The 24,935-nt window shown below is 57.1% G+C and carries 20 protein-coding genes and 1 other annotated feature; of the genes, 3 read left to right on the top strand and 17 right to left on the bottom strand.

What is annotated here, in order from left to right; genetic code table 11:
* Window positions 1–990: 990 nt before the first annotated feature.
* From FLT43_RS24230 to FLT43_RS24195, 8 genes are all read right to left on the bottom strand, one after another.
* Window positions 991–2,142: an FtsW/RodA/SpoVE family cell cycle protein gene (locus FLT43_RS24230; RefSeq protein ID WP_087441126.1), complete on the bottom strand. Its 1,152-nt coding sequence runs from the start codon at window positions 2,140–2,142 to the stop codon at window positions 991–993.
* Window positions 2,143–2,148: 6 nt separating this feature from the next.
* Window positions 2,149–2,943 (bottom strand): septum site-determining protein MinD, encoded by a 795-nt coding sequence (gene minD, locus FLT43_RS24225; RefSeq protein ID WP_006676691.1) that lies wholly within the window; start codon window positions 2,941–2,943, stop codon window positions 2,149–2,151.
* 7 nt (window positions 2,944–2,950) lie between these two features.
* Window positions 2,951–3,607 (bottom strand): septum site-determining protein MinC, encoded by a 657-nt coding sequence (minC, locus tag FLT43_RS24220; RefSeq protein WP_087441127.1) that lies wholly within the window; start codon window positions 3,605–3,607, stop codon window positions 2,951–2,953.
* Between the two features lie 219 nt (window positions 3,608–3,826).
* Window positions 3,827–4,348: a rod shape-determining protein MreD gene (gene mreD, locus FLT43_RS24215; RefSeq protein ID WP_087441129.1), complete on the bottom strand. Its 522-nt coding sequence runs from the start codon at window positions 4,346–4,348 to the stop codon at window positions 3,827–3,829.
* A complete protein-coding gene (gene mreC / locus FLT43_RS24210) occupies window positions 4,348–5,247 on the bottom strand; it encodes a rod shape-determining protein MreC (RefSeq protein ID WP_174818221.1) in 900 nt (299 codons plus the stop codon). Before mreC ends, mreD begins: the two co-directional genes overlap by 1 nt.
* An 87-nt stretch (window positions 5,248–5,334) precedes the next feature.
* Window positions 5,335–6,369, bottom strand: a complete 1,035-nt coding sequence (locus FLT43_RS24205; RefSeq protein ID WP_006676686.1) for a rod shape-determining protein — start codon at window positions 6,367–6,369, stop codon at window positions 5,335–5,337.
* Between the two features lie 42 nt (window positions 6,370–6,411).
* Window positions 6,412–7,098, bottom strand: coding sequence for a RadC family protein (gene radC, locus FLT43_RS24200; protein WP_087441131.1), 687 nt, complete (start codon window positions 7,096–7,098; stop codon window positions 6,412–6,414).
* A gap of 74 nt (window positions 7,099–7,172) precedes the next feature.
* Complete coding sequence (locus FLT43_RS24195; RefSeq protein WP_087441199.1) at window positions 7,173–7,775, bottom strand: Maf family protein; 603 nt, start codon at window positions 7,773–7,775, stop codon at window positions 7,173–7,175.
* A gap of 330 nt (window positions 7,776–8,105) precedes the next feature.
* Between FLT43_RS24195 and FLT43_RS24190 the strand changes: the two genes are divergently transcribed.
* Complete coding sequence (locus tag FLT43_RS24190) at window positions 8,106–9,056, top strand: aldo/keto reductase family protein (RefSeq protein ID WP_087441132.1); 951 nt, start codon at window positions 8,106–8,108, stop codon at window positions 9,054–9,056.
* A gap of 74 nt (window positions 9,057–9,130) precedes the next feature.
* Here FLT43_RS24190 and FLT43_RS24185 read toward each other — a convergent pair whose 3' ends face one another.
* The 4 genes from FLT43_RS24185 to FLT43_RS24170 all read right to left on the bottom strand — a co-directional run bounded on the left by FLT43_RS24185 (window position 9,131) and on the right by FLT43_RS24170 (window position 16,234).
* Entirely contained in the window at window positions 9,131–10,459 is a 1,329-nt protein-coding gene (locus tag FLT43_RS24185) for an SPOR domain-containing protein (protein ID WP_087441133.1), read from the bottom strand.
* A 245-nt stretch (window positions 10,460–10,704) separates the two neighbouring features.
* A complete protein-coding gene (murC, locus tag FLT43_RS24180; protein WP_087441134.1) occupies window positions 10,705–12,081 on the bottom strand; it encodes a UDP-N-acetylmuramate--L-alanine ligase in 1,377 nt (458 codons plus the stop codon).
* A 6-nt stretch (window positions 12,082–12,087) separates the two neighbouring features.
* Window positions 12,088–13,473: a bifunctional folylpolyglutamate synthase/dihydrofolate synthase gene (locus FLT43_RS24175; RefSeq protein WP_087441135.1), complete on the bottom strand. Its 1,386-nt coding sequence runs from the start codon at window positions 13,471–13,473 to the stop codon at window positions 12,088–12,090.
* A 91-nt stretch (window positions 13,474–13,564) separates the two neighbouring features.
* Window positions 13,565–16,234 carry a valine--tRNA ligase gene (locus FLT43_RS24170; protein ID WP_087441136.1) on the bottom strand — a complete coding sequence of 890 codons (2,670 nt, stop codon included), beginning with the start codon at window positions 16,232–16,234 and terminating at the stop codon, window positions 13,565–13,567.
* A 35-nt stretch (window positions 16,235–16,269) separates the two neighbouring features.
* Window positions 16,270–16,554, bottom strand: a binding site (T-box leader).
* A 157-nt stretch (window positions 16,555–16,711) separates the two neighbouring features.
* On the opposite strand from FLT43_RS24170, the gene FLT43_RS29490 reads away from it, so the two are divergent.
* A complete protein-coding gene (locus tag FLT43_RS29490; RefSeq protein ID WP_164776601.1) occupies window positions 16,712–16,876 on the top strand; it encodes a hypothetical protein in 165 nt (54 codons plus the stop codon).
* Between the two features lie 85 nt (window positions 16,877–16,961).
* Here the strand turns inward: FLT43_RS29490 and FLT43_RS24165 are convergent, their stop codons facing one another.
* From FLT43_RS24165 to hemL, 3 genes are all read right to left on the bottom strand, one after another.
* Window positions 16,962–18,926 carry a LysM peptidoglycan-binding domain-containing protein gene (locus FLT43_RS24165; RefSeq protein ID WP_087441137.1) on the bottom strand — a complete coding sequence of 655 codons (1,965 nt, stop codon included), beginning with the start codon at window positions 18,924–18,926 and terminating at the stop codon, window positions 16,962–16,964.
* Window positions 18,927–19,069: 143 nt separating this feature from the next.
* Entirely contained in the window at window positions 19,070–19,957 is an 888-nt protein-coding gene (locus FLT43_RS24160; protein ID WP_087441138.1) for an RluA family pseudouridine synthase, read from the bottom strand.
* 155 nt (window positions 19,958–20,112) lie between these two features.
* A complete protein-coding gene (gene hemL, locus FLT43_RS24155; protein ID WP_087441139.1) occupies window positions 20,113–21,414 on the bottom strand; it encodes a glutamate-1-semialdehyde 2,1-aminomutase in 1,302 nt (433 codons plus the stop codon).
* A gap of 81 nt (window positions 21,415–21,495) precedes the next feature.
* Between hemL and FLT43_RS24150 the strand changes: the two genes are divergently transcribed.
* Window positions 21,496–22,173, top strand: a complete 678-nt coding sequence (locus FLT43_RS24150) for a Crp/Fnr family transcriptional regulator (protein ID WP_087441140.1) — start codon at window positions 21,496–21,498, stop codon at window positions 22,171–22,173.
* Between the two features lie 86 nt (window positions 22,174–22,259).
* Here FLT43_RS24150 and hemB read toward each other — a convergent pair whose 3' ends face one another.
* Both hemB and cobA read right to left on the bottom strand, forming a co-directional pair.
* Window positions 22,260–23,264 carry a porphobilinogen synthase gene (gene hemB, locus FLT43_RS24145; RefSeq protein WP_087441141.1) on the bottom strand — a complete coding sequence of 335 codons (1,005 nt, stop codon included), beginning with the start codon at window positions 23,262–23,264 and terminating at the stop codon, window positions 22,260–22,262.
* Window positions 23,265–23,367: 103 nt separating this feature from the next.
* Window positions 23,368–24,933, bottom strand: a complete 1,566-nt coding sequence (gene cobA, locus FLT43_RS24140; RefSeq protein ID WP_087441142.1) for a uroporphyrinogen-III C-methyltransferase — start codon at window positions 24,931–24,933, stop codon at window positions 23,368–23,370.
* Between the last annotated feature and the right edge of the window lie 2 nt (window positions 24,934–24,935).

Here is a 24,935-nt window from a genome sequence, read left to right as displayed (position 1 = left end):
TCGTTCTTGGCATTGCCTCGGGACCTATTTTCGCCTCATTCGTTCTTGGCATTACCTGTACACCTTGTACCCTTCGTTTGCCGTCACGTGGATACATGCTGATCGCGGTCTTTTGCACAGTCTCCCACTCGTTCAGGTTACCTTTTCGTGATTCTCCGGATGATTTTTATGACTGCTCAATGTCCATTCGGTGCTCATTTGATCGCCCTCCCAATCGCTCAGGATTGCGCCTTAGCATTTCGCCTTGTGCGGCCTTACGATGATTCTCCCAAGCGCTCAGGATTTGTATGGGATCCCCGGGTAAACTTACGCCCGATCTCCCATTCACCGCTCTGATATTACACAGCAATCCCAGATTAATTCACTTGAATATCCGTCCACATTGAAATTACCTTTTTATTCATTTAAGGAGCTTTATATACTGCTCAGAATTTATCTTGTTTTTCTCGATCCATCATTTTTAAATCCACCATTTCTGAACTTTCTCTTCCTCGACCCATCATACCCGATATTATTCCTGCATTATTCCTGGTATCATTCCTGATTCCATTTCTGAGTTAAGGGGATACTTGCCTTAGCCTGAAGAGAAATGTGCTGCCTCTAAAGTGAGCTTCGAGGATACTGTGCATAGGGGACAAAAGCGGTCCATTCGACTTCTGACTACTACTGGAGTGCTACCTATTAGAGACTTCGTGGTCATAAGCTCCTGAGCTTTAGGAATATCGGTTATAAGGAGTCAGGGGGCTTATTCATCCATGCAACTATTTGCACATGTCTTTGGGGACGTTAGCATTTGGTTTTTCCTGAATAATGGGGATACTCACCTTAAGAGGCCTAAAAGATGCTCGGCTCCCCCAATCTTCAATCACAAAAAGCCTTACTGTCTATATCCCCCAAGCGGATGCAGACAGTAAAGCCTCTTCTTAACAGCCTATTTGGTTCCGGCTTCAATCCTTCAAGCTTCACTCTTCACTCTTCAATTTTCAATTTTCAATCTTCAAGCTGATACTTCTCTTGATATATACGTATGCTCATCACTAATCCGATGCAAAACATATTCAGCAGCAGGGAAGTCCCCCCGTAGCTGATGAAGGGCAGCGTGATTCCGGTCACCGGCATCAGGCCAATCATCATGCCGATATTTTCAAGAATCTGAAAGACGAACATCGACACGATTCCGATGATGATATAGGAGCCCCTCATGTCATAGCACTGGAAGGCGATGAGAATCATCCTGTAAATCAGTAAGAAGTAAAGCAGCAGCAGTATCGATGAGCCTTGGAAGCCGAACTCCTCACCGATGACGACGAAGATCGCGTCCGAATACGTATACGGAATGAAGCTTCTTCGCTTCAATTCCCCCTTCATGTACCCATCTCCGGACAACCCTCCGGAACCGATCGCGATCATGGCGTATTTGGATTGATGGTTGGCATCGTCCGACGCCAAGGACGGATTGATGAACGTATCGATGCGCGTGAACCAGTGCTGTTGCTTGACGACATCGGTGAAAAATGCCTTGGTCTCTTCACGGAACGTCGTAAAGGAAACATAGACCGACCCGGCCAGCAACGAGACCGCCACAAGACCAATCAGCACATGCCGCAGCTTAATCCCGCCGATCCAGAGCATGCCGATGAAAATAACAATATAAATGATCGCATTTCCCAAATCCGGCTGGACTACGACAAGCGTAAACGGCACGAGCGTTACAAGCGCCACCGGTACCAAGTCTTTGGTGAACGTAAGCGGATCCCCGCCGCGCCGCCCGAGCAGCTGGGCCAGGGCGAAAATAAGCGCAATCTTGGCAATCTCCGCCGGCTGGAACGAGAATGCTCCAAAATTGTACCAGCCAATCGCACCGTTCAGATTAGAGCCGAAGAAGAAGATGCCGACGAGCAGCAGGACCGTTACTCCCAACGTAATCGGCCATATTTTCAGCAAAATTCGGTAATCGAACAACGCGGTTGCGAACATGATGACAAATCCGGCCGCGAAGAAAACAACCGTCTTCATCGCCGTATTGGCAAAGCTCGGATCTCCCCCGTAGGTCGCACTATAAATGACAAGCGGGCTGAAAACCGAAAACACAAGCAAGATTCCAACGATAACCCAATCAATCCGTTTTAGTTTGTTCAGCAATGCGCATCAACCCATCCCAAAAAACTTCTTCATCCGAGTCAGCACGCCCTTCTTCTGATCAAGCGGCATCAACGGAACCGTATCCCCAAGAATGCGCCGGGCGATATTGCGGTAAGCAACCGCTGCGCGGGAATCCGGGTTCATCACCGTCGGCTCCCCTGCATTCGCGGCCCGAATGACGAGCTCATCGTCCGGCACGATCCCGAGAAGTTCGATATTTAGCACCTGCAAAATATCGTCCAGATCCAGCATCTCCCCGCTCTTCACCATGCTGGAGCGGATGCGGTTCACGATTAGCTTCGGCGAGCCGACATTCGCATTTTCCAGCAGACCGATAATGCGATCGGCATCACGCACAGCCGCATTCTCCGGTGTCGTAACGACAATCGCGCGGTCTGCACCGGCGATGGCGTTTTTGAAGCCTTGTTCGATGCCGGCAGGGCAGTCGATAATAATATATTCATATTCCTTCTTCAATTCGAGAATGATATCCTTTACTTGCTCCGGCGAGACCGCATCCTTGTCTTTGGTCTGGGCGGCAGGCAGCATGTACAATTCATCGAACCGCTTATCCTTGACAAGCGCTTGATTCAATCGGCAGCGGCCGTCGGCCACGTCGCAAATATCATAGATGATGCGATTCTCCAGCCCCATAACGACATCAAGGTTGCGCAAGCCGATATCGGTGTCGACCATGCATACTTTTTTGCCGAGCAGGGCAAGCGCGGTCCCCAAATTCGCCGACGTCGTCGTCTTGCCGACGCCGCCTTTCCCCGAAGTGACGACGATAGCCTCTCCCATAGTTCTTCTACACTCCTTTGAACAAAGTAATGTCCTTGCGGACGCGATGAAGTTGCGAGATTTTGTCAATTTGCATCATGCCGTCATGGATATACGCAAATTCCATATGAGCCTGCGCTACTCCCCATTCGTCCGGCGGTCGGCTTATGACATCCGCGATGCGCAGCTGCGTCGGCGCAAACAGCGAGGCGGCGATAACCGCGCCGGTCTCTCCATCGACGCCGGCATGGGCTGTGCCCCGCAGGGCTCCAAAGACGAATATGTCTCCGCTGCTTATGATCATTCCGCCCGGATTGACGTCGCCAAGGAACAGCAGATGCCCGTCATGGCGGAGCACCTGCCCCGAGCGAACCATTCCGGTCATCGTATGAACGCGGTACCCTTGCGCTTCCTTCTTGACATCGGCATCCGATTCCAGCGATCGGATTAGCAGATTCCCCCGCTGCCGCAAAATGTTGAGCATCTCTGTCTTTTGCTCGTCGGCAGCGGTACGGGCTCCTAACTTGACATCGACATACACAAGCGGTCCGTCGAAAAAATGCGGTGTATGGTCAAGCTTGTCGCGCAATTCTTGCAACAAGTCTGTAAATTCGCACTGATCGTCAAGCAGGAACACGAGGCCGTCTTTCATGCCTTTTATCGTTACCAATGGCTTGGCCGTCATGAAATGTCCCTCCCCACGGTTATCTTTTTCGTGACGGATAAGAAAAGTTCCTGCAAGAAAGCCGTGAATCGTAAGAAAAACCTCTGTCGAAGCCCCTCGAAGAAGAGCGATCGCCAACCGAGGCTGGTGAACACCTCTCCTTCCCCGCCCGGCAGCAGCACCGGAACTGCGCTTGAAAACAGCATCAGCCGCCTGGACGAAGTGCCCAAAGACGGCTGCTTAGTCTTGTTCATTTTCAGCGGTTCCCGACTGAAGATCGAACCATTTCCGCATCGGAACATAGATCGTCAGCGCGAACAGCAGCTGTACGAACAGACTCGGAATCAAATAGTCGAAAATCGCAACTTCATACGTCATTTTGCTCAAGTTGAACAGCGAATAGATAGCGAACAATATCGTCTGGTACAAGAAGCTTCCCAAGACCGCCGCTGCCATCATCGGTATGAGTGTGATGTTCCGTCCGGGAAAGAGAAGCCCCGCCAAATAGCCGAGCAGCCCCATGCTGAACGCATGCGGACCAATCATATGCCCGTAGTATACGATATCCTGCAAAAATCCGAACGCAAGTCCCATAATAAGCGCCGTGTGACGATGCTGATAGATGCCGTGATAGAGCACTACAATGAATATGAACTGCGGAATAATGCGCCCCTGCCACATATCCGGAATGATGAGTGGAAGCAGCGTCCCCTCCAATACGAACAGCACGAACATGAAGCCAATCATCCAATTCCGGTTCATCACTTATCCTCTTTCTTCGATGCGTTGTCTTCCGGATCCGGCGTGAAGACGATGAATAGCTCGCGCCAGTCGCGGTAGGTGGCTGCCGGTTCGATGGTAGCAGTCCGCGTCAGTCCCAGGTCTCCTTGCTGCAAAGAGACAACGGTGCCGATAATTAGTCCGCCCGGGAATACTCCGCCGAAGCCGGAGGAAATAATCGTATCTCCCACCTTCACCTTGTCGTTCTCTTCAATCCGTGTCATCGTGAAGGTGCCGCTGCTGTGATCGTACGACTCTATCATACCGAAGGAATCGCTTTTGCCAAGCACGGTCGCCGAAATCGGGCGCGAATTCGGGTCCTTCTCGTCCAGATTGGTCAACAGCTGCACGGTGGAGGAGAATTCATACACGCGGCTGATCGTCCCGACTACGCCATCGACAGAAATGACGGGCATCCCTTGGCGGACGCCGTTGATCTCCCCAAGATTGAGGTTCAGCGTCTGGTTGAACGGATCGGCTACGTTAATGGAGGACACTTGCGCAATCCGGTACTCATACGGCAGGTTCAACTGCTTCTGGCGCTCGGTGAACTTCAGCTCCTCCATAAGCCGTTCGTTCGTTGCCTGAACTTCGCTGTAATAAGCTTTGTCCCGTATGTAATGGGCCTCCACAATCTTCAGACGCTCATTCTCTTCATGCAGTTCCTTCAAAGTCGCGATATCATGAAAAAAATTCGATACATAGGAAGCCGGCTTATACACCAGTTGCTGCACGAAGGTGACCGTATCGTGCACGATTTTCTCCGGCCACGACATCTTCAGCCGCCCGCCCAAGGTAAAGCCCATCAATGCGATAAACAAAATAAGTCCGAACAATAGAATGATTAACCGTTTGTTCCCCAACAGCTTAAACAGTATCAACACCTTCTCATCGTAAAGCGGTACTCGTTCCTCCTCGAAATAGAGCCCGCGCCGAGGGAACGGATCAGCGCGGGGCCAATAGCATGGTTATCGCTTGGAGCGAAGGCCGGAGCTTCCGCGTCCCTTGAACAAGTGAATATTGTCGAGTGCCCGACCGGTGCCGATAGCAACGCAATCCAACGGGTTCTCCGCCACGATGACCGGCATCCCGGTCTCCCGCGCAAGCAGCTTGTCGAGGTTGCGAAGCAGCGCTCCGCCGCCCGTGAGAACGATGCCCCGATCCATAATATCGGCTGCCAGCTCCGGCGGACATTTCTCCAGCGTCACCTTGACCGCTTCCACGATCGAGTTGATCGTATCCAGCAGCGCGTCGGTAATCTCATTCGAAGAGATGGACAGCGTCTTAGGCAATCCGGTCAGCAGATCGCGGCCCCGAATCTCCATCGTCTCCACTTCATCCAACTCCATTGCAGAGCCCAAATCCATCTTCAGCTGCTCTGCCGTGCGCTCCCCTATCATCATATTATACTGGCGCTTGATGTATTGAATGATCGATTCATCCATCTCATCGCCCGCAACCCGAACAGAGCGGCAAGTGACAATACCGCCGAGCGAGATGACGGCGACTTCCGTCGTACCGCCGCCGATATCGACAACCATGCTTCCTGTCGGCTCCCATACCGGCAGATCGGCCCCGATCGCCGCCGCGAACGGCTCCTCGATCGTGTAGGCGTCTCTGGCGCCCGCTTGCTTCGTCGCGTCTTCCACCGCACGCTGCTCGACGGCCGTAATGCCCGACGGCACACAGACCATTACATTCGGGTGGCGCGGGAAGAGCGAACGCTGCTTCTGCGCTTGCCGAATGAAATATTTAATCATCGTGGAGGTCGTGTCGAAGTCGGCGATAACGCCGTCCTTCATCGGACGGATAGCCCGGATATTGCCCGGCGTGCGGCCGATCATCTTCTTGGCGGCTTCACCAACCGCTTCGATCGTCTTCGTATCCGTCCGGATCGCGACGACAGACGGCTCGCGTACAACGATTCCTTTGCCACGAATATATACCAATGTATTGGCTGTTCCCAAGTCAATTCCCAAGTCTTTTGTAAAGCCACCTAGCATGTTGTCAATCTCCTTTTTATAGCCTCAATCTCAATCATTATATTACATGAGTCCGCGTTCCTTCAAACTCACATATTGATTATCTCCGATGACCAAGTGGTCCAGCAGATCGATGCCGACAATCTCGCCCGTGTCGACGAGCCGTCTAGTGATGGCCGCGTCTTCCGGGCTTGGCGTCGGATCCCCGCTCGGATGATTATGCGCGCAAATGATGGAGGCCGCCCCGTATTTCAAGGCGGCGCGATACACTTCGCGCGGATGAACGAGAGAGGCGTCTAATATGCCGATCGTAATCGTTTGTTGAGCAATAATCCGGTTTTTCGTATTCAAGAAAAGACAAACAAAATGCTCCTGCTGATAGTACCGCATTGATTCCATCAGCCATTCCGCCGCATCCTGCGGCCGCCGGATCGTAATCGCATCGTCACTGCGCGATCGCGCCATTCGCCTGCCAAGCTCCAAGCCGGCCTTGAGCTGAATCGCCTTCGCGAGGCCCACACCCCGGGTCTGGGTCAACTCGGTCACCGACAGATCGGGCAAGTAACGCAAATGGCCTGCCCGGTTCAAAATGCGCTGCGCCAGGACGACGGCCGATTCGTCCTTCGTCCCCGTCCGCAGCAAAATCGCCAATAACTCCGCATGGCTTAACGCTTCCGCCCCGTATTGCAGCATGCGCTCTCTCGGGCGCTCGCCATGGGGCAGATCACGAAGAAGCGGGTGATGTTCCATGTCGCACAACCTCCTGAATCGTGGATTTGCGGCATTCCTATCCCAAGCTTCTTGCCTGCCGGACTCCCGGCGTTCTATGGCACTCTGATTCCGAATGGCTCAAGCATATCGGTCAGGAGCGATAACGGAAGACCTACTACATTGAAATAACAACCTTCGATTCGCTCGACTAACGTGGCTCCGACTCCTTGTATACCGTAGGAGCCGGCTTTGTCCATCGGCTCTCCCGTCGCGATATAGCGGCGGATCCGCTCCGTGCTGCAGGGCTTCATATGTACGACCGTGGCACGATGGCTCACGCCTGTCCGCCCGTCGGATACATGGACGAGCGCGACGCCGGTGTATACTTCATGCGATCGTCCCTGAAACGCCGTCAGCGCCCGCTCCGCATCCGCTTCGTTCTCCGGCTTGCCGAGTACCGCGCCGTCAAGCACGACGATCGTATCCGAGCCGACGACGATGCCGCCCTTCCCTTCACTGCGACGCATGCGGGCCACAGCCTCAGCCTTGCGCAAGGCCAATTGTTCGACGATGCGATCGGGCGGCCACCCGGGAGGCACCGTCTCGTCAGCATCACTGGGCTGGACCGAATAAGGAAGGCCCAGAGCGCGAATCAATTCCTGCCTGCGAGGGGAGGATGAAGCCAAAATCAATTCCGGTTGTTGTTGTGTCTGCATTGCCATGTTCATCCGCTCCTCGCCATTTTTTGACACCATTTTTATTATACGCGGAAGTTGACTTTGAAACAAACGCTTCCTGTTCCATTTGACGCAAAAAATGGAGGGAGTTTGTGGAAATGTTTCAGAAGCGTGCCGGGGCAATGAAGGGGGCATGTTTTATCCTTATGTTAGACGTGCGGCTAGCCTCAAAGTTACGGAGGAAAATGTTGAGATTATCGCCAATCGTTCGGATCAAACCGCTTTCCAAACGCAGATGACTTCTTTTACAATAGAATGAGGTCTATCTGAACTATGATCATCCATAACGGACTCTAGGAGGTTGGAAGCATGCAATATCGCAGATTGGGAGCAAGCGGGCTGAAAGTAAGCGAGATCAGTCTCGGAAGTTGGCTGACCTACGGTGGATACGTTGAACGCCAAAACGCCGTGCAGGCGATAGAGAACGCCTATGAACTGGGCGTGAACTTCTTCGACACCGCCAATGTGTACGAGCGCGGCGAGGCGGAGAAGGTCGTCGGTGAGACGCTGAAGGCCTATCCGCGCGAATCCTATGTGCTGGCAACGAAAGTATTTGGCGCCATGGGCGACGGTCCCAACGATCGCGGGCTGTCCCGCAAGCATATTACGGAGCAATGCCACGCAAGCTTGAAGCGGCTCGGGCATGATTATATCGATCTGTACTACTGCCACCGCTTCGATGATCAGACGCCGATGGAAGAGACGCTTCGCGCCCTCGACGATCTACTCCGCCAAGGCAAGATTTTGTATGTCGGGGTCAGCATGTGGACGGCGGCGCAGATGGCGGAAGCGCTGGCCATCGCCGATCGCTATTTGCTGGACCGGATCGTCGTCAACCAGCCCGTGTACAATCTGTTCGACCGTCATATCGAGAAGGAAATCATTCCGTTCAGCGAGCGGAACGGGATTGGACAAGTCGTCTACTCGCCGTTGGCCCAAGGCTTGCTGACCGGAAAATACAGCTCCTCCTCGGCATTCCCGGAAGACAGCCGCGCCTCCAAGCTGGAAGGGATGCGCAAAGGCATTACGCCGGAACGGATCGAGCAGGTTCGGATGCTCGCCGGGCTGGCCGGAGAGCTGGATATGACGGTCGGCCAGTTGGCCATTGCCTGGATACTGCGCCAGAGCAACGTAGCCAGCGCCCTCGTCGGAGCCAGCCGACCGCAGCAAGTGAAGGAGAATGTCCTCGCTTCCGGCATTGCGTTGACGCAGGACGTGCTGTCGCGCATCGAAGAAATTATGGCTCCTCCCGCCAACTGATCCCCTAACGCCCCTCCTGTACAAAGAAGAAGCCGGCTGATGCCGGCTTCTTGCTTGCTGTACGCCTCAAGAGGCTACGCCTTCATCGTATCCAGCCAAGAGCGTTCCGCAGACAGATACTGCATCACCGCTTGCTGAATGCTCCACAGATGCGAGGCGGACGGCTGCTTATTGTATTCATTGACGGCGCTAATCGCCGTGTTCATCGCTTGCACGAGCTTCGTCCAGGCATCGGCCGACTGCTTCGGCTGACCCTTCTGCACCTTGCTCATGTGCTGGGTCCACTGCAGATGCTGCTTCCGCAGCTGCTCGGTGTCTTCCACTGCGAAGGCGGCGGATTCGGTTCCTTCCAGATGGGCAACCGATTGCGCCGTTAGCCAGCTGATGACAGCGTCGCTGTCTTCCATGAACTGCTCCACATCAGCGGCATTCCCCTGGAAGGCGAGCTGCGTCAAGGCCGGCCGGCTCATCTCCCGGACGTACATGTCGATCTGCCGGTTCTTCAGCAGCTGGCTCAAGCTCATCGCATCCTCGCGCGCGGAAGCGATAGCCGCGTAGACGCGATGCTGTCCCGCCTGCTCCTCCATCGCCGCCATTCCCTTGTCCCGCAGCTCGCCTATCGCCGTCTTAGCTCCCTCCGGCTTGTCGAAGACTCCATATTGAAGCATATAGAACGTCTTCTCCGGAATGTTCACGTCGGTGACGTAGACGCCTGTCGCTTGCCAAGCCGCTTCCGACTTGTCCCCCTTGCCAGTTGGCTGGGCGGTGGCCGGAATGGCAGCAGAGTCCGCCGGTTGCTTATCCGAGGCGGTCTGAACCACTTTCCCGCCATCCGACGTCTGCTCCGCTTGCCCGGATAGATTCGGCAGCCCCGCCGTCGGATCGGGCAGCCTCACTTCCCCCTTGAACAGAGAGAGCGCGATGAAGCCGAACACCGCTCCCGTCGCCAGCGCCCCGGCCACGGAAGCGATTACCTTCCACAGCGACGGCTTGCGGGTACGGGTATGCACCCCATTCCACGCCCACTCCCCTTGCTCGCTCATCGGTTCGCCCGCCGGATCGGCGATAGAGACCGGAAGCGGATAGCGCTGGGCGGACTGTTTGTCCGACTCCCGGATGAAGCTCTCAATTCGGTGTATCTCGTCCTCGTCCCCGCCACCCAGGATTGCAGGCTCATCCTCCCGTACCGGATGCGGGTGCCCGTGCGTTTCCGCTGCTTCTTCGACTTCCGGACCGTCTGGCAGCGCCCCTTCCACTTCGGCAATCGTATCTATGGCATAGCCCGTCTGCTCAAGGTCCGACTGTCTCCGTCCGTCCCGCTCGTTCTGCTCATTCTGCTCCCGTCCGGCTGTCGTTCCGGAATCGCCGAACCGGAATGTCATTTTGCTGTGCGTACGATTCATCCTGCTCCACCTCACCTTGTCCTCTTCTTTACTATGAAATCTATGATAGAGTCCTTGGCATTAGAACCTTCTCTGTCTATGAAAATGAAAAAAGGCATATCGCATGCTAGATTCGACGAGGTGCTCCCTATCAAGGGGGAAAAACATACGATAGAACATCGGAAAGGGGGATTTGGCGTAATCTATCCTCGATATGAAATGCCAAAAGACCATTCCGCTATTGGAATGGTCTTCTCGCTAATCGGTTATGCCTTCGTCTGCAACAAAGTTTTTAGCGCGTACGCGGTCTTCCATATATCGCCCGCGCCCATCGTCAGCACCAAATCCCCCGGCTGCACGAGCGCCTTCAGCCGCTCCAGCGCATCGTCCTTGCTGGCGATATATTGCGCCTGGCCGTTGCTGTTCTCCCGAATGCGGTTCACGAGCGCGGCCGCCGTAATGCCTTCAATCGGCTTCTCTCCTGCTGGCGAATAAATATCGGTCACAATCAGTTCATCCGCCTCCGTGAAGGCGCGGCTGAACTGCTCGAACAGGAAATAAGTCCGCGAATAGCGCTGCGGCTGAAATACAGCCACGAGCCGGCGCCCGGTCGCCTTGGCCGCCGTCAGGGTCGCTGCAATCTCTGTCGGATGATGAGCATAATCATCGACGACCAGAATACCGCCCTCTTCCCCGACAACTTGAAAGCGGCGCTTCGCGCCGATGAAGTCGGTGATCGCTTCGGCGGCACTTTCGAAGGAGACGCCCGCCTGCATTGCGACGATCAGCGTAGCCATCGCGTTCAGCACATTATACCGGCCCGGTATGGACAGCCGCACGCTGCCCAGCGTATTGCCGTGATGGCGCATCCGGAACGTCATGCCGCGACCCTCAGCTTGGATATCGTCCGCCATATAATCGGCAGCCTCATCGATCCCATAGGTGACCACCCCTTGACCAAGCCGCGGAGCCATGCTCCGCAAGATCGGATCATCGGCGCACAGGACGGCGATCCCGTTCGGACTGCGCTGGGACAGGAATTGGACATATGCCGCTTTGAGCCGCTCGAAATCTCCATCATAGTTCTCCAAATGATCGGCTTCAATATTCGTAATCACGGGAATATAAGGATGGTAAGCGAGGAACGAGCCATCGCTTTCATCGGCTTCGGCTACGACGAATTCGCCGCTGCCCGCCCGGGCGTTCGTGCCCAGGTTCGTCACCTCTCCCCCGATAATATAAGTCGGATCGGCGCCGCAGCGCTCCAGCACGAACGCAATCATCGACGATGTCGTCGTCTTGCCGTGCGCCCCGGCAACCGCCACGCCCTTCTTCGCATTCAGCAGCTTCGCCAGCATCTGGGAGCGATGCAGAACGGGAATGCCCCGCCGCTCCGCCGCGATCCGCTCCACATTATCAACAGGGCAAGCCGTAGAGTATACGGCAATGCCGGCATCTCCGACATATCCGGCATCATGCCCGATATGTACCGTCGCTCCTTCCGCCTGCAGCTTCGCCGTCGCCTCGGATGCGGCGACGTCGGACCCGGAGACGGTGTATCCCATTTGCAGCATGACGCGGGCGATGGCGCTCATCCCATAGCCCCCGATGCCGATAAAATGAATATGTTCCGTCGTCTTCACACGAACTCACCAACCTTTTTCCGATTCGGTCCGATGCAAAACGTACGAGCGAACGTCCGCAATCAGATATAATGTGCCGGTGACCACCGCCAGATCGCCTGGTTCGGTCATCGCCTTGAGCCGTTCTAGGGACTCGCGCCAGCTCGGCTCTACTGCAATCTGTGGGCGGCGCGAGGCTGTAGCCAGCAATTCTTCTGCAATATGACTCAAGTTCTCCGCACTCATCTTCTTGCGGAAATCAGGTTCCGTAAAAATAAGAGTATCCGCTAAAGGAAGTATATGACGCAGGACATCATGATGATTCTTGGTGGACAGCATCCCCATCATCACATGCAGCCGCTTGTAACGGTACGTATCGCGCAGCGCCTGAGCGAGCGTCTCCGCCCCTTCCGGATTATGAGCTCCGTCCAGCAGGATGCGGGGATGTTCGCTTACCATCTCCAGTCTTCCCGGCCAGGCCGCGCTGCGCAGGCCCGCCCGGAGCTCCTCGTCATCTACCCGGAAGGCCATATATTGTCTCAGCACCTCGAGTGCCATTAGCGCCGCGGCGGCATTCTTCATCTGATGCGCGCCGTTCAGCGTAATCGCCAAGTTCTCCAGCTCACGGAACGGACCGCGGAAATGGAAGGTTTGCTCGTTCTCCTCGGAATGTAGCCCCTCGAAGCGGAATTGCTCGCCCATCAAGTAGAGCGTAGAGCGCCGTTCCCCTGCCGTACGGCGGATAACCTCGATCGCCTCCGGCTGTTCCACCGTGCTGACAATCGGCACGCCAGGCTTGATAATGCCAGCCTTCTCCGCCGCCACCTGCCCGATCGTGTCGCCCAAAATATCCATATGATCATGCCCGATATTCGTAATAACCGATACGATAGGCGTCACGATATTGGTAACGTCAAGCCGGCCGCCCAATCCGGTCTCCAGGACGACAACGTCGGGATATGCCACCTTCGCATAGTAGCAAATCGCCAGCACCGTCGATACCTCGAACATCGTGGGCGAGCCGAGCGGCGTCGCCGCGATCTCGTCCACCAGAGGCTTCAATTCATTGGCCAAGCGGAGCAGCGTCTCCTCCGGAATATCTTCATTATTGTATTTGAAACGGTTCGTAAATTTCTCAATGTACGGCGAAGTGAAGGTGCCGACATCGTAGCCGTTGGCCATCAGCACGCTGGTCAGCAGCGCGCAGGTGGAGCCTTTGCCGTTCGTACCGGCCACATGTATGAACTTCAGGCGGCGATGCGGATGGCCGAGCTTCTCCATCATGAGCTCGACCCGCTCCAATCCGGGACGAATGCCAAAAGGAATCAAAGAATTGATCCAATCAATCGCAGCTTCCGCCGTTGCAAAGGAGTCCGTGGCAGCAGGCAGGTTCGTTCGTTGGTTGTCCGACATAAGCAATTCATCCTTACCTATGAACTCATCGACGGCCGAACCGACATGGAGACGGATCCCCACCGGTTCGGCCGTTCAATGGCAGTGTCGATTACACTTCTCTCAATTCCGCAATGCGCGCCATCACCTTGTCACGCTTGCCGCTGTAATCCTGCAGCTTCGCGCGTTCTTCCGCCACGACCTTCTCTGGCGCCTTCGCCATGAAGCCCTCGTTGGACAGCTTCTTCTCGACGCGTTCCACTTCCTTGTTCAGATGCTCGGCCTCTTTCTCCAGCCGGGCGATCTCTTGCTCGATGTCGATGAGGCCCGCCAGCGGAAGGTACAGTTCGGCTCCCGTCACGACGGCAGTCATCGCCTTGCCCGGGGCGGACGCATTCAGGTCGACGGACAGCTTGGAAGTGCCGCAGAAGCGTTCCACGTACTCGATATTGTTGTTGATATTCCGGTCATACTCCGCATTCGCCGGCTTGACGAGCAGCTCAATCTTTTTGCTCATCGGCACGTTCACTTCCGCCCGAATATTCCGCACTGCCCGGATCATATCCATAAGTAGCGACATCTCGCCCACGGCATCCGGCGCTTCGAAGGCGGCGTCGTATTCCGGCCAGGCCGCCAGCGTAATCGAGTCGCCCTGATGCGGCAGATGCTGCCAGATCTCCTCGGAGATGAATGGCATGAACGGATGAATCATGCGCAGCGTCCGATCGAGAACGTAGGCAAGCACCGATTGTGTCGTCTTCTTGGCCGCCGCATCCCCGTTATACAGGCTGAGCTTGGCGAATTCGATATACCAGTCGCACAGATCGTCCCAGATGAAATTGTACAGGACGCGGCCGGTCTCCCCGAATTCATAGGCGTCCATGAGACGCGTAATGTCGCGGGCCGTCTCGTTCAGACGGTGCAGAATCCAGCGATCCGCTGTGCCGAGCTTGCCGGACAGATCAATGTCTTCATAAGTGAACCCTTCCAGGTTCATCAAGGCGAAGCGGGACGCATTCCAGATCTTGTTCGCGAAATTGCGGGCCTGCTCCACCCGTTCCCAACGGAAGCGCAGATCCTGTCCCGGCGTGCTGCTCGTCGAGATCATGAAACGCATCGCATCCGCGCCGTATTTCTCGATAACTTCGAGCGGATCGACGCCGTTGCCGAGCGACTTCGACATTTTGCGCCCGTCGGCATCGCGCACCAAGCCGTGCATGAGCACATCCTTGAACGGGATCTCGCCCGTGAATTCAAGCGCGGTGAAGATCATGCGGGCAACCCAGAAATATATGATGTCATAGCCGGTCACCAACACGTTGGTCGGATAGTAACGCTTCAGATCGTCCGTCTGTTCCGGCCAGCCAAGCGTAGAGAACGGCCACAGGGCGGAGCTGAACCACGTGTCCAGCACATCCTCGTCCTGTCTCAGCTTTGCGCTGCCGCAGGAAGAGCAGGAAGCGGCATCCTCGCGTCCGACCGTCATATGTCCGCAGTCCTCGCAGTACCATGCCGGAATGCGGTGTCCCCACCAGAGCTGGCGGGAAATGCACCAGTCGCGCACATTTTCGATCCACTGCAGATAGGTCTTCTCGAAGCGCTCCGGAACGAAGCGGACACCTTGGCCGTTCTTCTGCGCCTCGATAGCGGCTTCGGCCAGCGGCTTCATCTTGACGAACCACTGCGTCGACAAATACGGCTCGACGACCGCGCCCGACCGCTCGCTGTGCCCGACCTGATGAACATGATCCTCAATCTTGATGAGTACGCCTTGCGCTTGCAGATCCTTGACAATCTGCTTGCGGCACTCCGCGCGATCCAGCCCTTGGTAGGAGCCGGCCGCTTCGTTCATCGTACCGCTCTCTTCCATGACATTGATCTGCGGCAGATCGTGGCGCAGCCCCATCTCGAAGTCATTCGGGTCATGCGCCGGCGTAATCTTCACGGCGCCGCTGCCGAATTCCTTGTCAACGTAGTCGTCTGCGATAATCGGGATCTCCCGGCCGACTATCGGCAGTACCAGCATCTTGCCAATCATGTGCTTGTAACGCTCGTCCTCCGGATGAACGGCTACTGCGGTGTCGCCAAGCATCGTCTCCGGCCGGGTCGTCGCGACCGTGATCGAGCCGCTGCCGTCCTTCAGCGGGTACTCCAGATGATAGAGGTGACCCTGCACTTCCTTATATTCGACTTCGATATCGGACAGCGCTGTGCGGGCTGCCGGATCCCAGTTAATGATGTATTTGCCGCGATAAATGAGCCCTTTCTCGTACAGCTTGACGAATACTTCCCGAACCGCGCGGGACAGCCCTTCATCGAGCGTGAAGCGCTCGCGGGAATAGTCGAGCGAGAAGCCCATCTTCGCCCACTGCTCGCGAATCGTCTCGGCATAGATGCCTTTCCACTCCCATACTCGCTCCAGAAATTTCTCGCGGCCCAGATCGTAGCGAGTGAGCCCTTCTTCCCGCAGCTTCTGCTCCACCTTCGTCTGCGTCGCGATACCGGCATGGTCCGAACCAGGCAGCCAGAGGGCATCATAGCCCTGCATCCGCTTGGAGCGGATAATGATGTCCTGCAGAGTAAAATCGAGCGCATGCCCGATATGCAGCATCCCGGTTACGTTCGGCGGCGGGATCACAATCGTGAATGGTTCGGCATCCGGCTGGCGCCCGGCTTTGAAATATTCGCCTTCCTGCCAATAGGCGTACCATTTCTGTTCCGCCGCCTTCGGATCATATGTGGTCGGCATGGATAACTGTTCCTGATTCTCTGACATAAGCATTCCCTCCGTTATGACAAATAAAAAAACCTTCCGCCGCAAAGGACGAAAGGTTCGACTTCCGTGGTACCACCCTTAATTCCGCCAAGCGTCTCATGAACATCTCATGAACGCGGCGGCACTCCACTGCATGTAACGGATGCGGCCGTCCCCTTCTAGCGCGCGGGGCACATGCCGAGCACCGGGCTCATACACTGCCGTGACGCGTTCAAACGGGCAACTCCCAGGTGACTTCAGCGGGACGCTCCTGCAGGCGTTACACCTCATCGCTCTGCTCTCTGTAAGGGGCCTTGACGCTTACTCTTCCTGTTCGACGTCTTTACTCCATGGCTTCAGCCCAAGCGCTGACAACCACATGTTTACGATATATTTTACCTTCGCTCTCCAGATGAGTCAATAGACGGCTTGAAATCGTTCTTTGTATTAGTCATATCCCGTTTTTCCACTCTCATAACATGTACTATAGGAGGTGATCCTCACATGGAACGTTGGTGGTGGCGTATTCGACATTCGGTAAAAGGAGTAATCTTTCCGCTCATCTGCCTGCAGTTTGTCCGGACGCTGCTTCTGCCAACCGGGCTCGATGTGTTTTTGTTGTTCGCGCTGTTCCTCGTGTATCTCGGCTTTTTGCTCGATGTATACTGAGTTCGCCGCAAACCTTCCCAGCATGCGCATACCACATACAAGACCCGTCCGCGAGATTCGCGAGACGGGTCTATTGTGTCCCGGTTCAGGAGGTGACCGGAATATACAGCACCTGGCCTTCCGTAATGTTCTGATCGGACAGGCGGTTATACAGCACGATTTCATTCGTATTCATCTGATAGCGATCCGCGATCGTATCTAGCGTCTCCTCGCGCTGCACGATGCACAGGCGAACTTTTTTGAAGCCTTGCTCTTCGTTCACCCGCTGCAGGAACAGGGACTGCCACTTGACGTCGTCGCCGGTCGTCACTTTAGCCGCTTCGAGCGCGGCTTCTTCCTCGGCCTGCTTTGTCTCGGCTTCCCGCTGCTCCCGCTCCTTCGTCTGCCGGCTTGATTGCAGCAGAGAGCTGAGGCCGACTCCGCTCGCGGCCGGCGCGTCTGCCGGCTTGGAGCTGTTGATTGCAATCTTCATCTCCGGCTTGGCGTCCGCAGCGCCTGCAGCGGCCGCTGCGGCATCCTCAGCCGGCTCGGCCTCCAGTCCCGCATCGGCTCCGCCCGACTCCGCGACGGAGGCTTCGGCGACAGTGGCTTCAGTGGTGGTGGCTACCGTAGTAGAGGCCACTGATGCAGGTACTTCAGCCGGCTTCTCTTCCGCCCGGGGCTCCGCCTGCACCTCGATTGCAGGCTCCGGCGCGGGCGCAGGCTCCCGCTCTGGCGCTGGAGCTGAGGCGGCCCAACTCTGGGGCTGCGGCATTTTCCACTTCGCTGGCTTCTCCTCGGTTCGACCTGCTGACGCTTCGGCCGGCTTCTCTCCGGTTCGACCTGCAGACACTTCTGCCGGCTTCTCCTCGGTTCGGCCTACAGACACTTCGACCGGCTTCTCCTCGGTATGCCCTGCAGACGCTTCGGCTGGCTTCTCCTCGGTATGCCCTGCAGACACTTCTGCCGGCTTCTCCTCGGTTCGGCCTACAGACACTTCGACCGGCTTCTCACCGGTTCGACCTGCAGACGCTTCGGCTGGCTTCTCCACGGTATGCCCTGCAGACACTTCTGCCGGCTTCTCCTCGGTTCGGCCTACAGACACTTCGACCGGCTTCTCCTCGGTATGCCCTGCAGACGCTTCAGCCGGCTTCTCCTCGATATGCCCTGCAGACGCTTCAGCCAACTTCTCCTTCGCTTCCTGCTCAGCGGCTTCCTCCTCGTCCAGCCCACGGTCCTCGGGCTCACCCTGCTGGTCGCTCTCAGGAGCCAATGCCTCCGCTTCGGCCACGGCCTTCGGTGCGGCTGGCGGCGAATCTTGTACGCTTGGAGAGGCCCATGGTGCGTGATTCCAGGTGAGCTCGGTCCGGTCCGGGTCCTTCTCCGGTTCGGACTCTTCCGCTTCCGCCGCCGCAGCCTTCTTCGATTTTTCTATCTTATCAAGATATTCGGAATACGTCTTCTCGCGCTCGCGAACAAGATCGGCCTCCGGTTCGGGGACAGCTTGCCATTCTTCTTCGCGCCGCTCGTCGCCGTCGGCCAAGGAACGGATCCGGGCCACGGCATCAAGCGCCTCCGGGCTCGGGGGCCGTGCCGCTGCTTCTCCATAATCCCGAAGCCATTCCGGTTCATCCGATCCGCGCTCCTCCTCCGCCTGATGGACGACAGTGAATTGCTCCGGCTCCCAGTTGGACGGTTCGGCCGGCTCCATCGCAATGCCCTTAAGCGACAAAATGCCCGTAATGTTAAGAGAGCGGGCAGACAACAGATCGACATCGAAATGCTCAATGTCGACCGAAATATCCTCCAAGCTTCGAATCCGGTTGAGCGGCAGCGTAATCTCCACCGGAATCCAATGCTCCAGCGTCTGGCTGCCCCGGCCTTCGTCATCTCCCTGATAGACGCCTGCCAACAGCAGGCTGCCCCGCACCGTTACTTGGTCTCCGGCCGGGATCACCTGAATATGGGGCGTCAGTTCAACCTCTTCCAATTGGTCGATACCGACACATTCGTCGGATAAATGAACACGTTCATAAATATCAAATCTTAAGCCATATGCTTCCTCATACACGGACTGCTCCTCCTCCCGCAGTACTTCTGATCTCCGCCGTGATCGCGAATCTTCCCCTGACCCGGATGCATGTCTTGCTGGCTGGCGCGACATCAGACTCGGTTCACTACTTCATGTATATGGACGGAAAAGGAGGAGCATGACTATATTTTTTGGCGCAGACACGCTATGTCTTCGGGCCACGGTGCCTGAATCTCCAGCCATTCGCCCGACAGCGGATGGCGGAAGGTCAGCGCTTCCCCATGGAGCGCCTGCCGCCCGAACAGCCGCCCATCCCCGCCGTACATCGTGTCTCCGGCCAACGGGTGGCCGATATGGCTCATATGGACGCGAATCTGGTGCGTCCTCCCGGTCTCCAGCCGGAGCTTCACCAGCGACAGCTCCCGGCCGGCTTGCTCGACGGCGTAGTGGGTTACAGCAGAGGAGCCAGTCGGGCTCACCCGGCGGCGCGACGGATGATGCCGATCCTTGCCGATCGGTGCATCGATCGTCCCCACGCGCGTGCGCGGGCAGCCGTGGACGATCGCCGCATAGCTGCGGCGAATCGACTTGCTTCGCATGTCGGCATCCAAGACCGCGTGCGGCAGCGCATGCTTCGCGATCAGCACAGGGCCGGTTGTATCCGTATCCAGGCGGTGAATATGGCGGACGCGCAGCGATTGGCCCGTCCAGGCGTAATGGCATGCGACGGCATGCGCCAGACTGCCCCGCCTTTGCTCCTGCTCTGCCGTCGTCGCATGCACGGCCATCCCGGCAGGCTTGTAAGCGACCAGCACCGCATCGTCTTCATATAAAATCTCGGCGGGTTCATCCGCCGGCTCCATCGTCATCGCTTCCTCCGGGAAGAGATGTATCCGCAGCCGATCTCCGGCTGTCCGGATCTTGTCCTCCGCCATCATCTGGCGCAGCATATTCGGCGGCATGCGAAGCGTCTCCAACAGCCATGTGCGGAGCGCATCCTCCGACGCCAGAATGCGGCGTTCCGGCATGAACTCCGCCCACTCCCCCCGCCGCTTCCATCCGATCGCCATCTTCAAGAGCCTCCTTTTTATCCGAATCAAATTAGGCTTCCCGCTCGGCTTGCCGTTGCAGAGTACCAGTCCGCCATGGGAGCCGCTGCTCGATCCTGCTCACAAAAAACCGGCCGCCGTGTCAGCTTCGGCTGACACCGGGGCCGGATATGCTTTTACAGACGTTTCAACGCTTCATAGTGCGCTTCGATCGTCGCATCCAGATCTTGATCGGTATGCGCCGTCGAGACGAACATCCCTTCGAATTGGGATGGCGCGATGTTGACGCCCCGATGAAGCAGCTCGGCAAAATAACTGCGGAAGCGATCCAGGTCGGACATGCGCGCGGAATCGAAGTTGGTGACCGGTTGCTCCGTGAAGAACGGGCAGACCATCGAGCCGACCCGGTTGATCGTGCAGGCAATGCCGATATCCCGCGCATTGCGCAGGAAGCCTTCCTCGAGCTTGGCTGCCTTGCGCTCCAGCTCTTCGTACGCTTCTGGCGTCAGCAGCGACAACGTCGTATAGCCAGCCGCCATTGCCAGCGGGTTGCCGCTCAGCGTGCCCGCCTGATAAATCGGCCCGCTCGGCGCCACCTGCTCCATATATTCCCGCTTGCCGCCGTAAGCGCCGACCGGCAAGCCTCCGCCGATGACCTTGCCGAAGCAGGTCAGATCCGGCGTAACACCGAAGCGTCCTTGCGCACAATGGTAACCAACGCGGAAGCCGGTCATGACTTCATCGAAGATAAGCAAGCTTCCGTATTGTTCCGTTAATGCCCGAAGCCCTTCCAGGAAGCCAGGCTGCGGCGGCACGACGCCCATATTGCCTGCGACCGGCTCGACGATAACGCATGCCAGCTCCTCACCGAAGCGTTCGAACGCAAGCTTGACGCCTTCCAGGTCGTTGTAAGGCACCGTAATCGTATTGCTGGCCACGCCTTCCGGCACGCCCGGACTGTCAGGGAGGCCCAGCGTAGCCACGCCGGATCCCGCCTTAATGAGCAAGCTGTCCGCATGTCCGTGGTAGGAGCCTTCGAACTTTAATATTTTGCTTCGCTTCGTAATGCCGCGGGCGAGACGCAGCGCACTCATCGTCGCTTCCGTGCCGGAATTGACCATGCGTACGATATCGACGGAAGGCACCCGCTCCACCACCGTCTTGGCCATCATCGTCTCCAGCTCGGTCGGAGCGCCGAAGCTCGTACCTTTGGCCGCTGTCTCCTGAATCGCCTGCACAACCTGCGGGTGGGCGTGCCCGACAATAAGCGGACCCCAAGAGCAGACATAATCGATAAATTCGTTGCCATCGATATCATAAATGCGGGAGCCGCTGCCGCGCTCTACGTAGACCGGAGTCAAGCCGACCGATTTGAACGCCCGGACCGGACTGTTCACGCCGCCAGGTATGTACTGCTTAGCTTCCTCAAATGCGGCCCGGGAACGGGCATCGCGGCGCGTAGAAAAATTTTCCGTCATGGGAATCGCTCCTTCTATATTTATTCATCAGATGTGTGATAAACTAGTACAAAATGCTTACGGACAAAAGAGGGAGTAGACATGATAGAGTTACTGAAAAGGGTTCCATTATTCACAGATCTCAGCGATGAACAGCTCGATATCGTCGCTTCCATCACCTCTCGCCGCGAATATCACCCGCATACGACGCTCTTCCAGCAAGGCGAGCCGGGCGATACATTCTGTATCGTCATGCGGGGGACGGTCAAAATCTATACTTCCAGCCGGCAAGGCCTGCAGAAGACGCTCGCCGTCTTCCAGGCAGGAGACAGCTTCGGCGAGCTGGCCCTCATTGACGGCAAGCCGCGCTCCGCGACGGCCGAGACGCTGGAAGAGACCGTGCTGCTCACTGTCAATTCCGAGAGCTTCCATCTGATGATGCGCGCGCATTACGATATCGCCAAGCAGATTATGATCCAGCTCTGCAACCGTCTGCGCTCGACGAACGGCCATGTCTCGGAGCTGACATTCCTTGACGCGCCAAGCCGGGTCGTCAAGAACATTGTCCGCATCGCCCAGCATGAAGGGAAGCGGCAGGGCGACAAGATCCACATTCCCCATGCATTCGATCCGGACGCGATGGCTGGACTGGCCGGCGTGCACCGCACCGTGCTGGAACAGGTAATCCGTGATTTGGAACAGCAGCGCATTTTGTCGCTGGGCCATTTGCAATACACGATTGACGTGTCTAAGCTGTTCCAGAGCCCGTATATGAACTGACGCTCTAAGCGATAATTCATACCCCCGGATATGGCCGCCATGGCGGACCGTCCGGGGGTTATTTGATGCCGGGAGAACCCGGTGCCTTACTCCGCTTCCTTCAGCCAGCGGGCCGCGTCCTTCGCATGATAAGTAATGATCGTATCTGCTCCCGCTCTTTTCAACCCGACCAGCAGTTCCAGCGTCACAGCCTTCTCATCGATCCAGCCCAGGCGGGCAGCCGCCTTGATCATGGAATATTCGCCGCTGACATTATACGCGACGACCGGCAGATCGAATTGTTCCTTCAGCGTACGGATAATATCCATATAGGCCATCGCCGGCTTCACCATCAGCATGTCCGCCCCTTCGGCGACATCGGCTTCCGCTTCGCGCAGCGCTTCACGCGCATTGGCCGGATCCATCTGGTACGTCTTGCGGTCGCCGAACTGCGGAGCGGAATGAGCCGCATCCCGGAACGGGCCATAGAAAGCGGAGGCGTATTTGACCGAATAGGACATAATCGGAACCGATTCGAAGCCCGCCTCGTCCAAGCCGGCCCGAATGGCATGCACGAAGCCGTCCATCATATTGGAGGGCGCGATAATGTCCGCGCCCGCCGCGGCTTGGGACACCGCCGTACGCACCAGATAAGCGAGCGACTCGTCATTGTCCACGATTCCGGTCTTCACGCCGTTGGCCTCATGCACATGAATCATGCCGCAATGGCCATGATCCGTATATTGGCACAGGCATGTATCCGCGATAACGAGCAGCTCCGGGTGGCGGGCCTTGATCTGGCGCGTCGCCCGCTGCACGATTCCATCCTCTTCAAATGCGGAACTGCCTACCGCATCCTTCGTCTCCGGCACGCCGAAAAGCACGATCGCCGGAATGCCGAGCGCCGCGATCTCATCGATTTCCGCATCGAGGAGATCGAGCGAGAAATGGTATACACCCGGCATCGATGCAATCTCTTCCTTGATTCCGGTGCCGCAGGTTACAAATACAGGCATGATGAGATCATGCGGGGTAATCACCGTCTCTCTCACCATATTACGAATGGCCGCCGTCCCGCGCAGGCGGCGGAGCCGTGTTGTAGGATATGCCATACTGATTGCCTCCTTGGATAGTTATCGAGGTTATTCAAAAAAGCCTGCGCTTCGAGTTCTGACTACCTTCCTGGTGCTGCATACTGGCTTTTTGAACTCTCCCTTATACTGTCTTCTTCATCTTGCCTAACTCCAACATGGCCTCCATCAGTCCATCGATCGTCGAGGAAGCCGCGATTACGTCAACATGCAGGCCGGCTTCCCGGGCCGTCCGCGCCGTAATCTCTCCGATGCAGGCGATTCGGGCGACGCCCAGCGCCTGCGCAGGATCATCTAACCCCATCCGGCGCAGCGCCGCCATCAGGTTGGTCACAGTCGAAGAGCTGGTGAACGTCACGATATGAATCATCCGCTGCTCCAGCATCTCGATTAGTTCCGGGTCGTCTTCCTCCGGCAGCACTGTCTCGTACAGATCTACCTCGTCCGCATGCAGTCCATGCGCTTCCATCGTCTCCCTCAGCCACGATCGGGACAAATCTCCGCGCGCGAGCAGTACCCGCTGCCCGGCTGCGGCATGTGGGCGCAGCGCTTCCCAGACGCCCTCCTGGCTGAACTGGGACGCAGCAATATCCGGTTGGATTCCATATTCCTGCAGCGCCTCCGTCGTCTTCGGCCCTACCGAGACGATGCGCACATGGGCCCACTGGCGGATATCCGCCCCGTGCTCCCGCAGATGGCGGAACCAGAAGCGGACCCCGTTGACGCTCGTCAGCACGAGCCAATCATACGCGTCCGGCTGGGCGAGCGCCTGACGCAGCGCTTCACGTGAGGCCGGCGATTCCGGCATTCTGAGCTCGATAACCGGATACTCATACGGCTCTCCGCCGGCATCCTCAATCCGGCGCGTCAACTCGCTCGCTTGGTCCCGGGCGCGCGTCACCAGCACGCGCCGGCCGAACAGCGGGCGGCTCTCCGCCCACTGCAGACGCTCCCGCTCCCGCACGACCTCGCCAACGACGATGACGGCCGGCGAAGCGAAGCCGGCCCGCTCCACCTCATCGGCAATCGTGGCCAGCGTGCCGGTTATCGTCGCCTGCTCCGCCCGCGTTCCCCAGCGGACGAGCGCCACCGGCGTATCCGGAGCGCGTCCGTAAGCCATCAGCCGCTCGGCTATATAGCGCAGCTTCGCTACACCCATCAGAAAGAGCAGCGTCCCTGTCGCTTGCGTCAGCTTGTCCCACTCGATCATCTCGTCCAGCTTATCCGGACTCTCGTGGCCGGTAACGACACAGAAGGACGACGCTCGACTCCGGTGGGTCACCGGAATTCCGGCATACGCCGGCGCCGCCACGGCGGAGGTTACGCCAGGGACGATCTCATAGCGGAGGCCATGCTCCGCCAGCAAGGCCGCCTCCTCGCCGACACGTCCAAATACGCAAGGATCTCCGCCCTTCAGACGGGTTACCGTATGGCCCTCCAAGGCCAACTCGACGAGCAGCCGGTTAATGTCTTCCTGCTTCATCGCATGGCGATCCGGCAGCTTTCCTACATAAATTTTACGGGCTCCGCGCTTGGCGAACTGCATCAGACGCGGGCCTGCCAAGCGGTCATAGACGACGACATCCGCTTCCTGCAGACAGCGCAGGCCTTTTACCGTAATCAATCCGGCATCTCCGGGCCCGGCGCCGACCAGATAGACGACGCCCTTCGGGCGGGGGTGCTGCTCCATCC

The organism is Paenibacillus thiaminolyticus, from assembly GCF_007066085.1.
GTDB lineage: Bacteria > Bacillota > Bacilli > Paenibacillales > Paenibacillaceae > Paenibacillus_B > Paenibacillus_B thiaminolyticus.
The sequence above is the reverse complement of the archived record's forward strand: the minus strand, read 5'-3'. Positions and strand labels throughout refer to the sequence as shown.

Bases quoted from the DNA above. Each gene is read 5' to 3' on its own strand.
- minD (WP_006676691.1), bottom strand. From the start codon at position 2,943: ATGGGAGAGGCTATCGTCGTCACTTCGGGGAAAGGCGGCGTCGGCAAG.
- minC (WP_087441127.1), bottom strand. From the start codon at position 3,607: ATGACGGCCAAGCCATTGGTAACGATAAAAGGCATGAAAGACGGCCTC.
- mreD (WP_087441129.1), bottom strand. From the start codon at position 4,348: ATGAACCGGAATTGGATGATTGGCTTCATGTTCGTGCTGTTCGTATTG.
- FLT43_RS24205 (WP_006676686.1), bottom strand. From the start codon at position 6,369: ATGCTAGGTGGCTTTACAAAAGACTTGGGAATTGACTTGGGAACAGCC.
- radC (WP_087441131.1), bottom strand. From the start codon at position 7,098: ATGGAACATCACCCGCTTCTTCGTGATCTGCCCCATGGCGAGCGCCCG.
- FLT43_RS24195 (WP_087441199.1), bottom strand. From the start codon at position 7,775: ATGCAGACACAACAACAACCGGAATTGATTTTGGCTTCATCCTCCCCT.
- FLT43_RS24190 (WP_087441132.1), top strand. From the start codon at position 8,106: ATGCAATATCGCAGATTGGGAGCAAGCGGGCTGAAAGTAAGCGAGATC.
- FLT43_RS24185 (WP_087441133.1), bottom strand. From the start codon at position 10,459: ATGAATCGTACGCACAGCAAAATGACATTCCGGTTCGGCGATTCCGGA.
- FLT43_RS24175 (WP_087441135.1), bottom strand. From the start codon at position 13,473: ATGTCGGACAACCAACGAACGAACCTGCCTGCTGCCACGGACTCCTTT.
- FLT43_RS24170 (WP_087441136.1), bottom strand. From the start codon at position 16,234: ATGCTTATGTCAGAGAATCAGGAACAGTTATCCATGCCGACCACATAT.
- FLT43_RS29490 (WP_164776601.1), top strand. From the start codon at position 16,712: ATGGAACGTTGGTGGTGGCGTATTCGACATTCGGTAAAAGGAGTAATC.
- FLT43_RS24160 (WP_087441138.1), bottom strand. From the start codon at position 19,957: ATGGCGATCGGATGGAAGCGGCGGGGGGAGTGGGCGGAGTTCATGCCG.
- hemL (WP_087441139.1), bottom strand. From the start codon at position 21,414: ATGACGGAAAATTTTTCTACGCGCCGCGATGCCCGTTCCCGGGCCGCA.
- FLT43_RS24150 (WP_087441140.1), top strand. From the start codon at position 21,496: ATGATAGAGTTACTGAAAAGGGTTCCATTATTCACAGATCTCAGCGAT.
- hemB (WP_087441141.1), bottom strand. From the start codon at position 23,264: ATGGCATATCCTACAACACGGCTCCGCCGCCTGCGCGGGACGGCGGCC.
- cobA (WP_087441142.1), bottom strand. From the start codon at position 24,933: ATGGAGCAGCACCCCCGCCCGAAGGGCGTCGTCTATCTGGTCGGCGCC.